The organism is Microcoleus sp. M2_D5 (genome assembly GCF_036701935.1).
Taxonomy (GTDB): domain Bacteria; phylum Cyanobacteriota; class Cyanobacteriia; order Cyanobacteriales; family Microcoleaceae; genus Microcoleus.
Genome location: NZ_JAUBRP010000062.1, coordinates 23,018 through 39,442, shown reverse-complemented (window position 1 = coordinate 39,442; position 16,425 = coordinate 23,018). Strand labels below are relative to the sequence as shown.

Below are 16,425 nucleotides of genomic sequence, written 5' to 3'. Positions count from 1 at the left end.
CTGCCTATCTTTTTTTACCACAAGTTGGCTCAATCCTTACTAGCTATGGGTTTGGGGTGGGTTGTCACCCCCCCAGGCCGATTCCTCAAAAAGCAGGAACTCACTTTGAAAAAAAAACACTACGCAGCAGTCAAGCCCATAAAGAAATTAATCAAAAGAAGCGCATAGAATATTGGGAAAAAATCCGAGATGTCGAACCATAAAATCTGATATTTTTGGACTAAATGGGTGTATTGATTGGGATAATGAGGTCCAGATACAGAAGTAAAAAGGGAGAAAAAAGCTAAGATATTAAGCCATTTTATAGAGGAACTAGGGTGACAGTAGTTGGTGCAATAAGCAATAAGAAGGTAATCGCCATGAAGACAAGGGAAAAATCTATGAATGGAGAGGAGTTCAATAAATTTGTGCAAGAACAACTTCCAAATTAGGGAAAGGAGCGGTATTAGTCATGGATAATTTGAAGGTACATAAGGTAGAGGGGGTAGAAGAAATGATCCAAGGAGTAGGAGCAACTGTGGTGTATTTATCACGCCAACTCACCGGAATTTAACTCTATCGAACATTTATGGTGGGAATTAAAGGCATTGCTCAGGAGATTTGTACCTCGAAGTGTGCAGATTGTGGAAAAACTCTTGGAATTGGAAGTGAAATTATGTTCAAGTAAGCAAATCGACAATTATTTTGCTCACTGCTGTTACTGTACCTCTTAGTCACGCAAAGTGCTTTATTGACATAACTTCGCCCTATTTTTATTAAAAATGATTAAATAGTTAGGTCTGGAGGAACACAAACAGCGGCAAAAATAATTACATCTGAAGATAGAACAAGCCAAAATTCAAGACTGCTAACCTGTACAACTAGGATGGGTCAAAAAACACCTATAAATTGCTTAAAAATTGATTTTTTTTTTATTTAACCTAAGTAACTTTTAAGTATTTTTTAAGGTTAAAAAAGGAGATTTATAGTAATAGGTATTATTGTTCGCGGTGGAGCAAAAACCATCTCAGAAGAGAAGGTTGCAGCCAACAATGCAGGCTGTAACGCAGCAGAAGCGGGTTGGGCAGTGCTAGCAAGCGGGGTTACAGCAGCAGAAGCCGTTGAGGCAGCTATCCGGGTTCTGGAAACTGACCAGACATTTAACGCAGGCTGTGGCTCGGTTCTTAACAGTAAGGGAGAAGTAGAGCTAGACGCAGCGATCGTGGAAGGTCGTTCCTTAGCTTGGGGAGCGATCGCCAATGTTCAAGGCGTGCGCCATCCCATCTCTGTGGCGCGAAAGATTATGGATAAAAAACCCATGTTCATCGAGCTAATTAGTGGCCGGGAAAACAGTTGAATTCAAACTAGACTTGGATATTTCTATGAACTCAACCTACGACTTTCCTTACTTTCAAGGCAACTCTCTTTCCGATTTGTTTGCTCCAGACATCACAGATGCACGTTATGCGTTCATCCTAAATTACCCTGCAACTGCCAGTTGGGCTGCTTACCCCAACAGAAAAAAATACTTTATTCAAGACGGCAGCAGTGAAGCCACCAAAACTTCTTTCGACAAGATAGGCCAGAAGGAACCTTGGAAAAATCTGGCTGTGTTAGGCGATGCCATCCCAGGGATTGTAATTAATCAGCCGCCGAACTCGCTGATTGACTATTGGCGGGAGCATTTGGGCTTCAGCAACAGCAATATGGAGATGATAGACTGCTCAACTTATCTCGAATATCTCGGCAGAAGCGATCGCTTTGACAAACTCCTGACTCTATTTCCCTTCGACAATCTCAAACCCGAAAAACACGCCGTCCATCCCGAAATCCACTACCACTTGCTCAGCAAAGCAACGCTAGCAGAATTAGGCGTGCAATGTCCGAAATATCAAAGCTACAATCTGCACGAAGTGAATCTCCAAAGCATTCAGTTACCAGAGCAATTCCCCTACTTGATTAAAACATCCCACGGACTTTCTGGAGAAGGCACTTATATTATCAAAAGCGCCAGCGATCTGAACTACTGCTTGCAGGAAGTGAGGAAATATCTCGATATTAAGTTGCTGGATACGATTATTGTCTCGGAATTCGTCAAGAATGAAGTGCAGAACTACTGCGTGCAGTTTTATGTCAGCAAAACGGGAAATATCAGGCTCATCGGCACTACCGGTCAACTTGTCACCCCTGATGGCAACTATTTAGGGGGACTGATTCACTACCGCGAAACCGACATGAGTAGGTTTTTTGAGATGATTGCCGCTATTGGTAAATATGCTCACCAACAGGGTTATTTCGGCGTTATTGGCTTCGACGTGCTGGAAGACTCTGAGGGAGAGTTGTATGCCATAGATGCCAATTTCCGAGTTAATGGATCGACTCCGCTTTGCTTGCAGCGCCATACCTTACTGGGGCGGGGAAAGGAGGTGGCTCAATATTCCAGTAACTGGCGAATGGACGGGACTTTGGAATCGATTCTTGTCACGCTGAAACCAGAACTCGATCGCAAGGACTTAATAATCCTGTCGGCTTTAGAGAAGGTTAAATACGGAAAAATCTACACGGAAATTTACGGGATAGTTGCGGCTGAGGATATGAAGGAAATGCAGCACATCGAGCAGAGTTTGCATAGTAAGGGATTGCAGCAAGTTGGTTGATATCTACTCTACCCATTGCTGCGGTTGTGCGGTTCAATTAAATCGGCTTGATAAATATTTGCCCAACGCACAATCTCCTCCTTCGGTTTCTCAAAACAATCTCTAAGTTGCTACTTTGCTGAGAATTTTTGAATTTTATTAAGAGCATCTTGATAGTCACTGGTTTTTCCTTGTTGCTTGTACAAGTCAGCGGCTTTTTGATAATCGGCGATCGCCTCTGCTTTTTTCCCGAGAGCAGACTTGAGATTACCCCGACGGAGGTAAATATTAGTAGGATAGGCGGGAGCCAACTCGATCGCCTTATTATAATCTGCGAGCGCCTCTTTCTTTTTCCCTAAGTTATCCTTGCCTACACCCCGATAGAAGTAGGCGCCAGCATTTTTGGGTTCAAGGTCGATCACCTTAGAAAAATCTGCGATCCCCTCTTCTGTTTTACCTAGGGCATACTTGGTATGACCCCGACCGCCGTAGGCGCCAGTATCTTTGGGATTAAGGTCTATAAGCTTAGTATAATCAGCGATCGTCTCTGCTTGTTTCCCCAGCATAGAATTGACAGTAGCCCGCATATGGTAAGCATGAGTATATTTAGGATTAAGGTCTATAGCCTTAGAAAAATCTCTGAGCGCTTCTTCTGTTTTAGCTAGGGTAAACTTGATATCACCGCGAGCGAAGTAGGCCCCAGCATCTTTCGGATTCAGCTCGATTGCCTTAGAAAAATCTGGGATCGCCTCTGCGTTTTTCCCTAGGGCAGACTTGGCTTTACCCCGACCAATGTAGGCATCAGCATATTTGGGATTCAGCTCGAGCGCCTTAGAAAAATCTGCTATCGCCTCTTCTGTTTTCCCTAGGTCATACTTGACATTACCTCGACCGTTGTAGGCAGCATCATTTTTGGGATTCAGGTAGATCGCCTTAGTGTAATCTGGGATCGCCTCTGCTTTTTTCCCTAGGGCAGACTTGACATTACCTCGACCGTTGTAGGCAGCATCATTTTTGGGATTCAGGTAGATCGCCTTAGTGTAATCTGCGATCGCCTCTTGAGTTTTCCCTAGGGCAGACTTGACATTACCCCGACCGCAGTAGGCAGCATCATATTTGGAATTAAGGTCGATCGCCTTATTATAATCTGCCATCGCCTCATCTTTTTTCCCTCGGTCATACTTGACATTACCTCGATTGTTGTAGGCAGCAGCATCTTTGGGATTAAGGTCGATCGCCTTAGTATAATCGGCTATCGCATCATCATTTTTCCCTAGGAAAAACTGGGCATTACCCCGACCAATGTAGGCATCAGCATACTTGGGATTAAGGTAGATCGCCTTAGTGTAATCTGCGATCGCATCATCATTTTTCCCTAGCCTAAGATTGGCAAAAGCCCGCTTGCTGTAAGCCTCAGCCTTTTTTGGATTAAGGTTTATAGCTTTAGAAAAATCATCTACAGCACCCGTGAAATCTCCTTGAGTTGTACGAGCAAGCCCTTGACTGTAATAGGCATTAGCATCATTAATTTGAGTCTGGGTAGCGGGAGTTGAAGCTGTCGTCGCACAAGCCAACACCCCAAAAAGAGTCAAAGCAGCCAGAATTTGCGGAATTAAGGGATGCGGTTTTTTAGTCATAGCCTTGGCAGTTAGTAAGTTTTAATAAAAGTGCTTTTTAAACGGTTTCATAAACACGCCGAATTGCATCGGAGTGTGTGCTAATTATAAAAATATTGTGGCTTTAAAGTAATTCTCAAACCAACTATTGCCGGAGATTACACATCCTTTTACTGGGAAAAGGCGGATTTGGCGAGACATATCCAACCGACGAGAGACTCAAGCCACAGTCCAATCAACCATTTATCCTGCTGACACTCTAACTACTGTTTGAAACGGAGTCTCAAATTTTTACAACAATTAACATGATAAATAAACAAAAAGTTGTATCCGTCCGTCACCTCTCGTTATATTATCTGCAGCTTCAATAACTCTTGGCTGACACACCCTACAAGTTTTAACTACTGTAAATCTCCGTGGAACAGGCGTCTCGCCTGTCCATCCCTGCGGTTCAATTCCCCTTACTTAGCCCGCACCACCAACACCGAACAAGGAGCCTCAGCGACAACCTCAGCACTCACCGAACCTTCCAAAATCCGCTTTAAACCAGTTAAACCGCGACAGCCGATCGCAATTAAATCCGCTTTATAAATATTAGCCAAACGCAAAATTTCCTCTGCAGGCTGTCCCGAAACAATTTCCAATTCGCTCTGGCAAGGCAACTTTTCCTGATAAGATTGCAGTAACTTCTCCACCTCTCGGTAAGCAATCTCATCTCCGTGAGCGTGAGGTCGATCGACAACCGCGTCAAAATCCGACGTACCGTAACTCACAACATGAACTAGAATCACCTTTGCCGTCGGTTCTAGCTGAAAGTGTCCTACAACTTGCAATACCTGAGTCGCTAACTCTGAATTGTCGATCGCTACCAAAACAGTATTCAATACCGTGCACCTTTAAATTTCAGATATTTAGACTTTAAATTTTTCGTTGCTTGTCGCCTACTTTCGACAATTTCGCGCTCCCACCAACATCATTATTACCTACCCAGAAACCCGGTTTCTTAACATAATCGCGTCATTTCAGCAAGATTCTTGAAGAAACCGGGTTTCTTAAGCCCGCAGTGCGTAAGTAGGTAGGTGCAAATAAACTGGGCTGCTTGTCGCAGAATGTAAAGCTACCATAATCGCAAGAGAATTGCTTCCTTTCATTGCATTTCACTCGCTTTTGACTACCTCTGTATTTTGTCGGTCGCCAATCTCCAATCTACCATCTAAAACTCACCCTCTCCCTCATTTTCAGTCCGCAGCCGCACCGAATCAGCGTGAGAAGGAAGCCCCTCTGCTTGGGCCAAAACATTAATCGCTTTACCCACCTTCTTAAGTGCAGCCGGCGAATATTGAATCAAACTCGAATGCTTCATAAAAGTTTCGACACCCAGCGGCGACGCATAGCGCGGAGCCCCAGAAGTCGGCAAAGTGTGATTCGGGCCAGCCAAATAATCACCTACAGCTTCCGGCGTCGATAAGCCCAAGAAAATCGCCCCAGCGTGGCGAATTTGGTCGAGCAAAGCCCAGGGATCTGCAACTTGCAATTCCAAGTGTTCGGGGGCAAACTCGTTAGAGAGTTCCGCCGCCGCTTTGAGCGAGTCAACTACTACGACTAAACCATAGTTGACGATCGCCTTTTCTGTTAAAGTTCGGCGCGGGTGATTTGCCAACTGTCTGTCTACCTCAGCCACCACTTTCCTAGCCAGCACCGAATCCGCCGTCAGCAAAATTGCCGACGCCATCGAATCGTGCTCAGCTTGAGCCAACATATCCGCAGCCACGTGTACGGGATTCGCCGAACCATCCGCAATAATCAACACTTCCGACGGGCCAGCCAGAGAATCGATCCCCACAGTCCCGTAAACCAGTTTTTTAGCGAGGGTGACGTAAATATTCCCCGGCCCAGTAATTAAATCCACCTTCGGAATAGTTTCCGTACCGTAAGCCAAAGCCGCGATCGCCTGAGCCCCGCCTACCCGATAAATCTCATCAACTCCCGCTTCCTGAGCCGCTACCAGCACCGCAGGATTCATTTTCTTCTCCTGTCCGGGGGGAGTACACATCACCAGTCTCGGCACCTTGGCGACCTTCGCAGGAACCGCATTCATGATCACCGAGCTCGGATAGGACGCCTGACCGCCAGGAATGTATATTCCCGCTCGATCGACCGGCGTGTAGCGCTTGCCCAAAACAATCTCGTCATCGCCAAACTGCACCCAAGACTTGGGTACGCGCTGTCGGTGAAACGCCTCTACCTGTTTGCAAGCTGTGCGGATTGCATTTAATAATTCTTTCGACACCTGCTGGTAAGCAGCATCCAATTCGGCGCCGCTGACCCGTAAATCTTCCACATTTAGGGTCATGCGGTCAAATTCAGCAGTGTAGTGCAGCACAGCCCGATCGCCTCTGCGCCTTACAGCTTGCAGCACCTCCCGCACGGTGGCTTCTTTGTGAACGACAAGTTCGTCATGGGTGCGATCGCAGATCCGTCGCAGTTCAGCTTGTGCCTCAACCCACTGAGTAATGATTCGCAGCATGGAGATTAGGAATGCCGTCTATAACTTCACTAACATTTGCTTGACAATTGGGGATTTTTGTGGGGCTCTCCTAGAGAAGTAGGCCACCACCAGTCCACAAGCTTAAACCGCGATAGTCGCGGCATTTTCCAAGGCTTCAGTGCAGCGTTTAAATCTCTGTCGAGGATTTTGCAACACTGAGGACAAGTCACCACCTTCTCTAGGAATAATTGCCCGCCAGAGAACCGGGTGCCGTGAGAGAGGGTGGGAACGCAGAGGGGGGAGAGTTTTCGACCCGATCGTATCCGAGAGGGAGAGTGTTCGATCGCAAGAATTTTGGTTCTGCCTTCTAGCTTCTACCTTCAGATCCGGCTGTCTTCTACCTTCTACCTTCAGCTTTTTACCTTCTACCTTCGGTAAGTGCTTCTTGCCGAAGCCCAAATAACCCGTATTCTTTCTTATAGCTTAACTTGGATTTTTCAGAGAATTGGATTTTAAGCAAAATAGGTGCTATATTAGTTTTTCCAACACCTGATATTTTTTTTATAAAAAAACGCCAAATTATTGTATACTTGAAAATTGCGCGCAATAAACCGTGACTTTAACTCGTGACGGTGGAAACACCGCAAAACGCCTCCTTAACACCCGTGTCATACCTGTGGGTATTGTCAGGGGTAAATAACAGGCAGTTAGATGAGTCAATAAAAAATTATTGCGCGGGCGTCGCCAAAAAGTAGCCACAGACTCAGCTCAATCTGAGCAAATGGAGAGTGGCTGTCTCACTCCGCCCTTAAAAATCAAGCTTTTTGCGGATTGCTCCCGAAAAGGTTGTCCTTCAAAATCCCCGTGTCTTGAGACTGTCTTGAGACTAGGGTGTATCAATGAATACCTACTTCCAGCAACTGAACTATGGCAAATATTAAGTCCGCCGTCAAACGAGTCAAAATCGCCGAACGTAACCGCTTGTACAACAAATCTTACAAGTCAGCGGTCAAAACTTTGATGAAGAAATATTTCGCTGCCGTAGACAAGTACGCCGCAGCTCCGAGCCCGGAATTAATGCAAGAAGTCCAGCAGCGAATGTCTGAGGCCTACAGCAAAATTGACAAAGCTGTCAAAAAAGGTGTACTCCACCGCAACAACGGCGCTCGCAAAAAGTCCCGCTTGGCAAGAACCCTCAAGCCGCACGAAACATCCTCGGTAGCGTCTTAAGGAAGCAGAAAGTTACCCGACGAAGCAGTGTACAAGATTGAAGGGATGGATGTTGAGGGAACAAGTCAATCGATTTTCGATTTTCGATTTTCGATTTTCGATTGAAGCATTGACTTGCGCGAGATAAATACGTTCGGCAAGTTTCATCGGATACAGGTTTTTTATTTCTGGACGGATCGATCGCGTGGCGGGTATCCTGGATGCGGGAATTGTCAAGCGTGAAGCAGGAAGAAGGAAGAAAGAAGACGGAACATTTTTCCCACACACTCTCTGCCACTCCCACTCCCAGACTCTCTCACTCCCCCCTCGCCCTATCCCACAAGGACTCTCCCGTATCACCTCTAATCTGCTTCCCCATGCAGCTCATCGACACTCACGTTCATATCAACTTTGAAACCTACAAATCTGAGTTAGAAGCCATTCGAGAACGCTGGCGCGAAGCTGGTGTAGTTCGGCTGGTTCATTCTTGTGTAGAGCCAGAAGAGTTTGCCGGAATTCAAGCAATCGCCAATCAGTTTGCCGAAGTCTCCTTTGCGGTTGGACTCCACCCCCTAGATGCGGACAAGTGGAAAGACGAGACTGCGAGCCAGATTAGGGAATTAGCAAGCTCGGACTCTAGGGTAGTAGCGATCGGCGAAACCGGACTGGACTTTTATAAAGCTGACGATCGAGAACACCAGTTTAAAGTGTTTGAGGCACAGCTTGCAATCGCCCGGGAACTTGACAAACCAGTCATTATCCACTGTCGCGACGCCGCCGCCCCAATGGCCCAAATGCTGAGGAACTTTTGGCAAACACGCGGGCCAGTGCGTGGCGTTATGCACTGCTGGGGAGGCACGCCCGAAGAAACCCAGTGGTTTTTAGACCTAGGTTTCTACATTAGTTTTAGCGGAACAGTCACCTTTAAAAAAGCCTTGCAAATACAAGAATCAGCTTGTATGGTAAATAGCGATCGCATCCTAGTCGAGACAGACTGCCCTTTTCTCGCCCCCGTACCCCAGCGGGGAAAACGCAACGAACCAGCCTATGTCTACTACGTAGCCGAGCAAGTTGCTAAATTGAGAGGAGTTTCTCTCTTAACTTTGTCCCAGCAGACAACAGAAAATGCCTGTCAGCTATTCGGCTTTTCAGTTTAGTTATAGCAGAGCACAGAAACGAGGAAAACAGGTCGATTTAGGAGCCCGCGATTGGGACAATCCCATTTCTATCCAGCCAGAAAAACCGGATTCATCCTTTATTGGAGATTCTTTTGGCGTTGCCTGTTGCGATCGGATTTGCGTCCTATAATAAAAAGAACCGACCGATCGGGCGTTGGCTTAGTATCCCCGACTGCGATGTCGCCCGGGAACTACCAACACAACGCGAGTACGCTAACCTTCGGGAGCGGTCAAAACTTCAGGCAATACCTCAAACTTACACACTCAAACTTACACATCAGAAGAAACTTGGAACCTCAGCAATTTGGCAATAGCTGTCAAGTCAATTTTAGGAGTCAAAAGTGTAGGGAATTAACCCTGGGATACCACGAGATCGGAGCTAAAAGCATCTCGATCGAAACAAAAATCCGCACAAAAATACTGCGAGCCACCAGCAATAATAACCGTTGCAGCAGTTGGCAGGCGATCGAAAACATCATATAAATTCTCTCACACAATCCATCAAAAAAACGCAACAAGGTAAAAAAGCCCAGCCTTGGCGCCATGTAAAAAGCTAGAGCCACTGCGGAAAAAGGACCCCCATGACCACTAAAGATTACACAGAATTCGCCTTCACCTTGCCCGATTTGATCGAAATCCAGCGGGCAAGTTTTCGCTGGTTCCTAGAAGCCGGGCTGATCGAAGAACTCGACAGCTTCTCCCCGATTACAGACTACACGGGCAAGCTGGAACTCCACTTCATGGGCAAAGACTTCAAACTCAAGCGCCCCAAATATGATGTGGACGAAGCCAAGCGCCGGGACAGCACCTACTCGGTGCAAATGTACGTCCCCACCCGCCTGATTAACAAAGAAACAGGGGAAATCAAAGAACAAGAAGTCTTCATCGGCGACTTGCCCTTGATGACCGAGCGCGGCACATTCATCATCAACGGCGCAGAACGGGTCATCGTCAACCAAATCGTGCGTTCCCCCGGCGTCTACTACAAATCAGAAACCGACAAAAACGGTCGCCGTTCCTACAACGCCAGTCTGATCCCCAACCGCGGCGCTTGGCTGAAATTTGAGACAGACAAAAACGATTTAGTCTGGGTCAGAATCGACAAAACCCGCAAACTATCGGCTCAGGTGCTGCTCAAAGCTTTGGGGCTTACAGACGGCGAAATCTACGACTCACTCCGCCACCCGGAATACTTCCAAAAAACGATCGAGAAAGAAGGACAATTCGGCGAAGAAGAAGCTTTGATGGAGCTCTACCGCAAACTCCGTCCCGGTGAACCCCCCACCGTGGCGGGCGGCGAACAGCTCCTCAACTCGCGCTTTTTCGACCCCAAACGCTACGATTTGGGCCGAGTCGGCCGCTACAAACTCAACAAAAAATTGCGCTTGACAGTCCCCGATACAACGCGGGTGCTGACATCGCAAGATATCTTGACGGCGATCGACTACTTAATTAACCTCGAATTCGACATCGGCTCCACCGACGACATCGACCACTTAGGCAACCGTCGCGTCCGCAGTGTCGGAGAACTGCTGCAAAACCAAGTGCGCGTCGGACTCAACCGCTTAGAACGGATCATCCGCGAAAGAATGACCGTCTCGGATGCCGACTCCCTCAGCCCCGCTTCTCTGGTCAACCCCAAACCGCTGGTAGCAGCAATCAAGGAATTCTTCGGTTCCTCCCAGCTATCGCAGTTCATGGATCAAACCAACCCTCTGGCAGAACTGACTCACAAACGTCGGCTTTCCGCCTTGGGCCCTGGAGGTCTGACTCGCGAGCGCGCCGGGTTTGCAGTGCGGGACATTCACCCGTCCCACTACGGCCGGATTTGCCCGATCGAAACACCAGAAGGCCCCAACGCCGGTCTGATCGGTTCCTTGGCAACCCACGCCCGCGTCAACCCCTACGGCTTCATCGAAACTCCTTTTTATCCAGTAGAAAAAGGACGGGTGCTGCGCGACAAAGCCCCTGTTTACATGACAGCCGACGAAGAAGACGATTTGCGCGTCGCCCCCGGAGACATCAGCCTCGACGAAGACAACAACCTCTTGGGCGAAACCGTAGCCGTCCGCTACCGCCAAGAATTTACGACGACTACGCCGATGCAGGTGGACTACATGGCGATTTCGCCAGTGCAAATCGTCTCCGTCGCGACATCGCTGATTCCGTTCTTGGAACACGACGACGCCAACCGAGCTCTGATGGGATCGAATATGCAGCGGCAAGCTGTGCCGCTGCTGAAACCAGAACGGCCCCTCGTCGGTACGGGCTTGGAAGCTCAGGCGGCGCGAGATTCCGGGATGGTTGTGGTTTCCCGGATAGACGGCGAGGTAATTTACATCGACGCTACCCGGATTATTGTCAAACCCCTGCCTGTAGATGCCGAATCGAATTCCAGCGAAGAACATTTCCTGATTAAGGAATACGACGATCTCAAAGTCAAACAGCCCTCGGTTTGGAAGCAAAAATATGCTGGCTGCATCGAACACGAACTGCAAAAATATCAGCGTTCTAACCAGGATACTTGTTTAAACCAGCGTCCGCTGATTTATGAGGGCGATCGCGTCGTAGCAGGTCAAGTGCTCGCCGACGGTTCCTCCACCGAAGGGGCAGAACTCGCTCTGGGCCACAACATCCTCGTAGCTTATATGCCTTGGGAAGGATACAACTACGAAGACGCCATGCTAATTAGCGAGCGTTTGGTGTACGAAGATATCTACACTTCGATCCACATTGAAAAATACGAAATCGAAGCCCGCCAAACCAAACTCGGCCCCGAAGAAATCACCCGCGAAATTCCTAACGTCGGCGAAGACGCGCTGCGCCAGCTAGACGAACAGGGGATTATCCGCAAAGGTGCTTGGGTAGAAGCCAGCGACATCCTAGTCGGCAAAGTCACCCCCAAAGGCGAATCCGACCAACCGCCGGAAGAAAAATTGCTGAGGGCAATCTTCGGCGAAAAAGCCCGCGACGTGCGCGACAATTCCCTCCGCGTCCCTAACGGCGAAAAAGGCCGCGTGGTGGACGTGCGGGTGTTTACCCGCGAACAGGGCGACGAACTGCCCCCCGGCGCCAACATGGTCGTCCGCGTCTACGTGGCTCAAAAGCGGAAGATTCAAGTCGGCGACAAAATGGCCGGCCGCCACGGAAATAAGGGTATTGTGTCCCGGATTCTGCCGATGGAGGATATGCCTTATTTGCCCGACGGAACTCCCGTTGACATAGTGCTCAATCCCTTGGGCGTACCGTCGCGGATGAACGTGGGTCAGATTTTTGAGTGCTTGCTGGGATGGGCGGGCGAAAATCTGTCGATGCGGTTCAAGATGGTGCCTTTTGATGAAATGCACGGCGCTGAAAAGTCGCGGGAAACCGTACACGGCAAGCTACAGGAGGCACGCGAAAAAACCGGCAAGCCTTGGGTGTTTAATGAAAAGCACCCCGGCAAGACAATTGTCTACGATGGCCGAACTGGGGAACCGTTCGATCGCCCGATCACAGTCGGCATCGCCTATATGCTGAAGCTGGTTCACTTGGTAGACGATAAGATCCACGCCCGCAGCACAGGGCCTTACTCGCTGGTAACGCAGCAGCCTTTGGGCGGCAAAGCGCAGCAGGGGGGTCAGCGGTTCGGAGAAATGGAAGTCTGGGCTCTGGAAGCGTTCGGCGCCGCTTATACTTTGCAAGAGTTGCTGACTGTGAAGTCGGACGATATGCAGGGGCGGAATGAAGCGCTGAATGCGATCGTCAAAGGCAAAGCTATTCCGCGTCCCGGTACGCCGGAATCTTTCAAGGTGCTGATGCGGGAGTTGCAATCTTTGTGCTTGGATATTGCCGTGCACAAGGTGAATACATCCGACGAAGGCAGCGAGCACGTTGAGGTGGATTTGATGGCGGATGCTGGGGGCAAGCGATCGCCCTCCCGGCCTACTTACGAATCGCTTTCTCGTGACGAACTTGACGAGGATTAGGCATTAAAGATTAAAGATTAAAGATTTTTTGACAGCATTCCATTCTTTAATCTTTAATCGACAATCTCAAATAAAAATGCCTCAGCAGTGTTCGTACCACTGCTGAGGCGAATCAACGCTCTAAAAAGGAGAGACGCTGACATGACTATTGTAACAGTTGTCCCAGGAATTCAAGGAGAAGTTGACCGGGCGACGGGCTGTATTAATTGGCAAGGGAGCAAGTTTGGCAACGGTTACGGGCGCAAGTGGATCGATGGCAAAACGGTTTTAGTCCACCGCTTAGTCCTCGAATCAAAAATAGCAGGGTTCCTCGGTTCCGGTTATTTTGGTTGCCATACCTGCGACAATCGAAGCTGCATCAACCCGGCACATCTGGTAGTAGGTACTGCTGCTGAGAATACGGGGCAGATGATTGGGCGCGATCGCAAAACTCCCAGACGCAAAAGTATTCCCGGTATTGGCATATTGTCGATCGTACAACTGCGGGAAATTCAGACTAAATATTTATCTGGAACCATCAAGAACCACCTAGCAAAAGAGTATGGAGTAGATCGTGACACTATTACTAAAATACTTAAGGCAAATATTCCCGATAACTTCACTACAGTCCCCCCCGGTTTTTTAGGAGAAATTCAAGACAACCGCTGCATAATTTTTCAAGGTGCAAAGGATGCTTCAGGCTATGGCAGATACTTATTAAAAAATGGGAAATCGAAATCAGTTACTCGTGCTGTTTTAGCAGAGAAATTAGGATGTGAAATTCCGACTTCAATCGACGCTTGTCATACCTGCGACAATCCCAGTTGTATTAATCCAGAACACCTTTGGGGTGGTACTCGTGCCCAAAATTTATTGGATGCTTCTAAGAAAGGACGCACTCAAGGCAAAAGTCATCCCCTTTCCAATGCCAAATTAAACTGGGAAAAGGTGCGAGAAATTCGACAAAAGCTAGCAGCAGGAGAGAGGATGAAAGATGTAGCACAGGAATACAGTGTCGGCCGCAAAACCATACATGACATTAAGTATCACGTCACTTGGAAGGAAGCAGGTCAAGAGGTTCCACTTCCTCGCATGGGTGGACATCTCGAACGCAAGCTAACTTTTGCTCAAGCTATTGAGATCCGAGAACAAATCCAAGCCGGAGAATCCCTTGCTAAAATAGCTCAGGAATTTGGAGTATCCAGAAATATCATTTCTGATATTAAAAGAAACGTCACCTATAGAGGAGAATAAAATTGACTCTAGTCGCAAAATAAGCCAACAAAAAAGATAAATTACCACAAATAATCAACTGTAAATCATCAATTGGAGTCAAAATGGCTAAGGTAGAACAACGCTTTGATTACGTCAAGATAGGGTTAGCTTCACCCGAAAGAATTCGACAGTGGGGAGAGAGAACTTTACCCAACGGTCAGATAACCGGCGAGGTGACAAAACCCGAGACGATAAATTATCGCACCTTAAAACCCGAAATGGACGGCTTGTTTTGCGAGCGCATTTTTGGGCCGGCAAAAGATTGGGAATGTCATTGTGGGAAGTACAAACGAGTTCGCCATAGAGGCATTGTTTGCGAAAGATGCGGTGTTGAAGTTACTGAATCTCGCGTCCGCCGCCATCGCATGGGCTTTATCAAATTAGCAGCTCCAGTAGCTCACGTTTGGTATCTCAAAGGCATCCCGAGTTACATGGCAATTCTATTAGATATGCCACTGCGAGATGTCGAACAAATCGTCTATTTCAACGCCTATGTTGTCCTCAATCCCGGTAATGCAGAAAAGCTGCAATACAAGCAATTGCTCACGGAAGATGCTTGGCTGGAAATAGAAGACGAACTTTACAGCGAAGATTCCACGCTGACGGGCGTAGAAGTAGGCATAGGTGCTGAAGCTTTGCAAGTTTTGCTGCAAAATATTCCGCTAGAAAGTGAAGCGGAAAAGTTGCGGGAAGATATTGCTAATGCTAAAGGTCAAAAACGGGCAAAGTTAATTAAACGCTTGCGGGTAATTGACAACTTCATCGCTACGGGATCTCAACCCGATTGGATGGTGCTCAATGTGATTCCGGTGATTCCCCCGGACTTGCGGCCGATGGTGCAGTTAGACGGCGGGCGTTTTGCCACCAGTGACCTCAACGACCTCTATCGGAGAGTCATCAACCGCAATAACCGCTTGGCGAGACTCCAAGAAATTCTGGCGCCGGAGATTATCATCCGCAACGAAAAGCGGATGCTGCAAGAAGCTGTGGATGCGCTGATTGACAACGGTCGCCGGGGCCGGACGGTGGTGGGGGCCAACAACCGCCCGCTGAAGTCGCTGTCGGACATCATTGAAGGGAAACAAGGTCGCTTCCGGCAAAACTTGCTGGGGAAACGGGTTGATTACTCCGGCCGTTCGGTGATTGTGGTGGGGCCGAAACTGAAAATTCATCAGTGCGGTTTGCCGAGGGAAATGGCGATCGAACTTTTCCAGCCTTTCGTCATCCACCGCTTGATCCGCCAAGGATTGGTCAACAATATCAAAGCTGCGAAAAAACTGATCCAGCGCAACGATCCCAGCGTTTGGGACGTGCTTCAGGAGGTGATTGAAGGACACCCGGTAATGCTGAACCGGGCGCCGACCCTCCACCGTTTGGGGATTCAAGCCTTTGAGCCGATTTTGGTGGACGGGAGGGCGATTCAGCTTCACCCGCTAGTCTGTCCGGCTTTTAACGCTGACTTTGACGGCGACCAAATGGCCGTGCACGTGCCTTTGTCTCTGGAATCTCAGGCGGAAGCGCGCTTGCTGATGCTGGCTTCTAACAACATTATGTCGCCGGCAACCGGAAGACCGATCGTTACTCCTTCTCAAGATATGGTGCTCGGTTGCTATTACTTGACAGCCGAAAATCCTGACGCTCAAAAAGGAGCCGGTCACTATTTCTCCAACCTTACCGACGCGGTTGTAGCTTACGAACAAGGAATCGTTGACTTGCACTCTTATGTGTGGGTGAGGTTTCAAGGCGCCATAGAAAACGCAGAACCCGAGGGAGAACCGCTGAAGGTGGAACGCTCGACTGACGGTGTGGTGACGAAGGAATACAAGTTCCGCCGGGTGCGGGAAGACGGAGAGGGCAAGGTGCTCAATCAGTTCATTCGCACTACTCCGGGCCGGATTATCTATCACCAAACGATCGAATCGGTAATTAACAATTAGAAATGGGTAACGGGTAAGAAGTAATGGGTAAGAGGTAATGGGTAATAAGTGACCAATGATCGCTAACAAATAATAGTGATTGAATCCGGAAAAATTACCCATTACTACTTAGCAATACTTCTGCTCTGCGGTTCCTGAGCGTAGTCAAAGTGCAGTCAAA

Annotated in this window: 11 protein-coding genes and 1 pseudogene; 9 read left to right on the top strand and 3 right to left on the bottom strand. The window is 48.2% G+C overall.

All coding sequences use genetic code 11. The annotated features are described in order from the left end of the window. The 3 genes and pseudogenes from QUA50_RS22290 to QUA50_RS22280 all read left to right on the top strand — a co-directional run. A pseudogene (locus QUA50_RS22290) lies at positions 1-203 on the top strand (hypothetical protein); the annotation flags it as partial. A 761-nt stretch (positions 204-964) separates the two neighbouring features. Continuing rightward, a complete protein-coding gene (locus QUA50_RS22285; RefSeq protein WP_333299364.1) occupies positions 965-1,336 on the top strand; it encodes an isoaspartyl peptidase/L-asparaginase in 372 nt (123 codons plus the stop codon). 25 nt (positions 1,337-1,361) lie between these two features. Beyond that, positions 1,362-2,636, top strand: a complete 1,275-nt coding sequence (locus QUA50_RS22280) for a carbamoylphosphate synthase large subunit (RefSeq protein WP_333266940.1) — start codon at positions 1,362-1,364, stop codon at positions 2,634-2,636. Between the two features lie 110 nt (positions 2,637-2,746). Here QUA50_RS22280 and QUA50_RS22275 read toward each other — a convergent pair whose 3' ends face one another. From QUA50_RS22275 to hisD, 3 genes are all read right to left on the bottom strand, one after another. Continuing rightward, positions 2,747-4,252, bottom strand: a complete 1,506-nt coding sequence (locus tag QUA50_RS22275; protein ID WP_333266942.1) for a tetratricopeptide repeat protein — start codon at positions 4,250-4,252, stop codon at positions 2,747-2,749. A gap of 440 nt (positions 4,253-4,692) precedes the next feature. Beyond that, positions 4,693-5,115 carry a universal stress protein gene (locus tag QUA50_RS22270; protein WP_333266943.1) on the bottom strand — a complete coding sequence of 141 codons (423 nt, stop codon included), beginning with the start codon at positions 5,113-5,115 and terminating at the stop codon, positions 4,693-4,695. A 329-nt stretch (positions 5,116-5,444) separates the two neighbouring features. Further along, a complete protein-coding gene (gene hisD / locus QUA50_RS22265; protein ID WP_333266945.1) occupies positions 5,445-6,758 on the bottom strand; it encodes a histidinol dehydrogenase in 1,314 nt (437 codons plus the stop codon). 888 nt (positions 6,759-7,646) lie between these two features. On the opposite strand from hisD, the gene rpsT reads away from it, so the two are divergent. The 6 genes from rpsT to QUA50_RS22235 all read left to right on the top strand — a co-directional run bounded on the left by rpsT (position 7,647) and on the right by QUA50_RS22235 (position 16,265). Beyond that, a complete protein-coding gene (gene rpsT / locus QUA50_RS22260) occupies positions 7,647-7,949 on the top strand; it encodes a 30S ribosomal protein S20 (protein ID WP_333066838.1) in 303 nt (100 codons plus the stop codon). Between the two features lie 356 nt (positions 7,950-8,305). Then, a complete protein-coding gene (locus QUA50_RS22255; protein ID WP_333266976.1) occupies positions 8,306-9,085 on the top strand; it encodes a TatD family hydrolase in 780 nt (259 codons plus the stop codon). A 309-nt stretch (positions 9,086-9,394) separates the two neighbouring features. Beyond that, the gene (locus QUA50_RS22250; RefSeq protein WP_333298845.1) at positions 9,395-9,589 is read left to right on the top strand and encodes a hypothetical protein; all 195 of its coding nucleotides are present in this window, start codon (positions 9,395-9,397) and stop codon (positions 9,587-9,589) included. 98 nt (positions 9,590-9,687) lie between these two features. Beyond that, positions 9,688-13,074 carry a DNA-directed RNA polymerase subunit beta gene (gene rpoB / locus QUA50_RS22245; RefSeq protein WP_333266947.1) on the top strand — a complete coding sequence of 1,129 codons (3,387 nt, stop codon included), beginning with the start codon at positions 9,688-9,690 and terminating at the stop codon, positions 13,072-13,074. A 141-nt stretch (positions 13,075-13,215) separates the two neighbouring features. After that, positions 13,216-14,307 (top strand): HNH endonuclease, encoded by a 1,092-nt coding sequence (locus QUA50_RS22240; RefSeq protein ID WP_333266949.1) that lies wholly within the window; start codon positions 13,216-13,218, stop codon positions 14,305-14,307. An 83-nt stretch (positions 14,308-14,390) separates the two neighbouring features. Beyond that, entirely contained in the window at positions 14,391-16,265 is a 1,875-nt protein-coding gene (locus QUA50_RS22235) for a DNA-directed RNA polymerase subunit gamma (RefSeq protein WP_333266950.1), read from the top strand. The last annotated feature ends 160 nt before the right edge of the window (positions 16,266-16,425 follow it).

Bases quoted from the DNA above. Each gene is read 5' to 3' on its own strand.
- QUA50_RS22280 (WP_333266940.1), top strand. From the start codon at position 1,362: ATGAACTCAACCTACGACTTTCCTTACTTTCAAGGCAACTCTCTTTCC.
- QUA50_RS22275 (WP_333266942.1), bottom strand. From the start codon at position 4,252: ATGACTAAAAAACCGCATCCCTTAATTCCGCAAATTCTGGCTGCTTTG.
- hisD (WP_333266945.1), bottom strand. From the start codon at position 6,758: ATGCTGCGAATCATTACTCAGTGGGTTGAGGCACAAGCTGAACTGCGA.
- rpsT (WP_333066838.1), top strand. From the start codon at position 7,647: ATGGCAAATATTAAGTCCGCCGTCAAACGAGTCAAAATCGCCGAACGT.
- QUA50_RS22255 (WP_333266976.1), top strand. From the start codon at position 8,306: ATGCAGCTCATCGACACTCACGTTCATATCAACTTTGAAACCTACAAA.
- rpoB (WP_333266947.1), top strand. From the start codon at position 9,688: ATGACCACTAAAGATTACACAGAATTCGCCTTCACCTTGCCCGATTTG.
- QUA50_RS22240 (WP_333266949.1), top strand. From the start codon at position 13,216: ATGACTATTGTAACAGTTGTCCCAGGAATTCAAGGAGAAGTTGACCGG.
- QUA50_RS22235 (WP_333266950.1), top strand. From the start codon at position 14,391: ATGGCTAAGGTAGAACAACGCTTTGATTACGTCAAGATAGGGTTAGCT.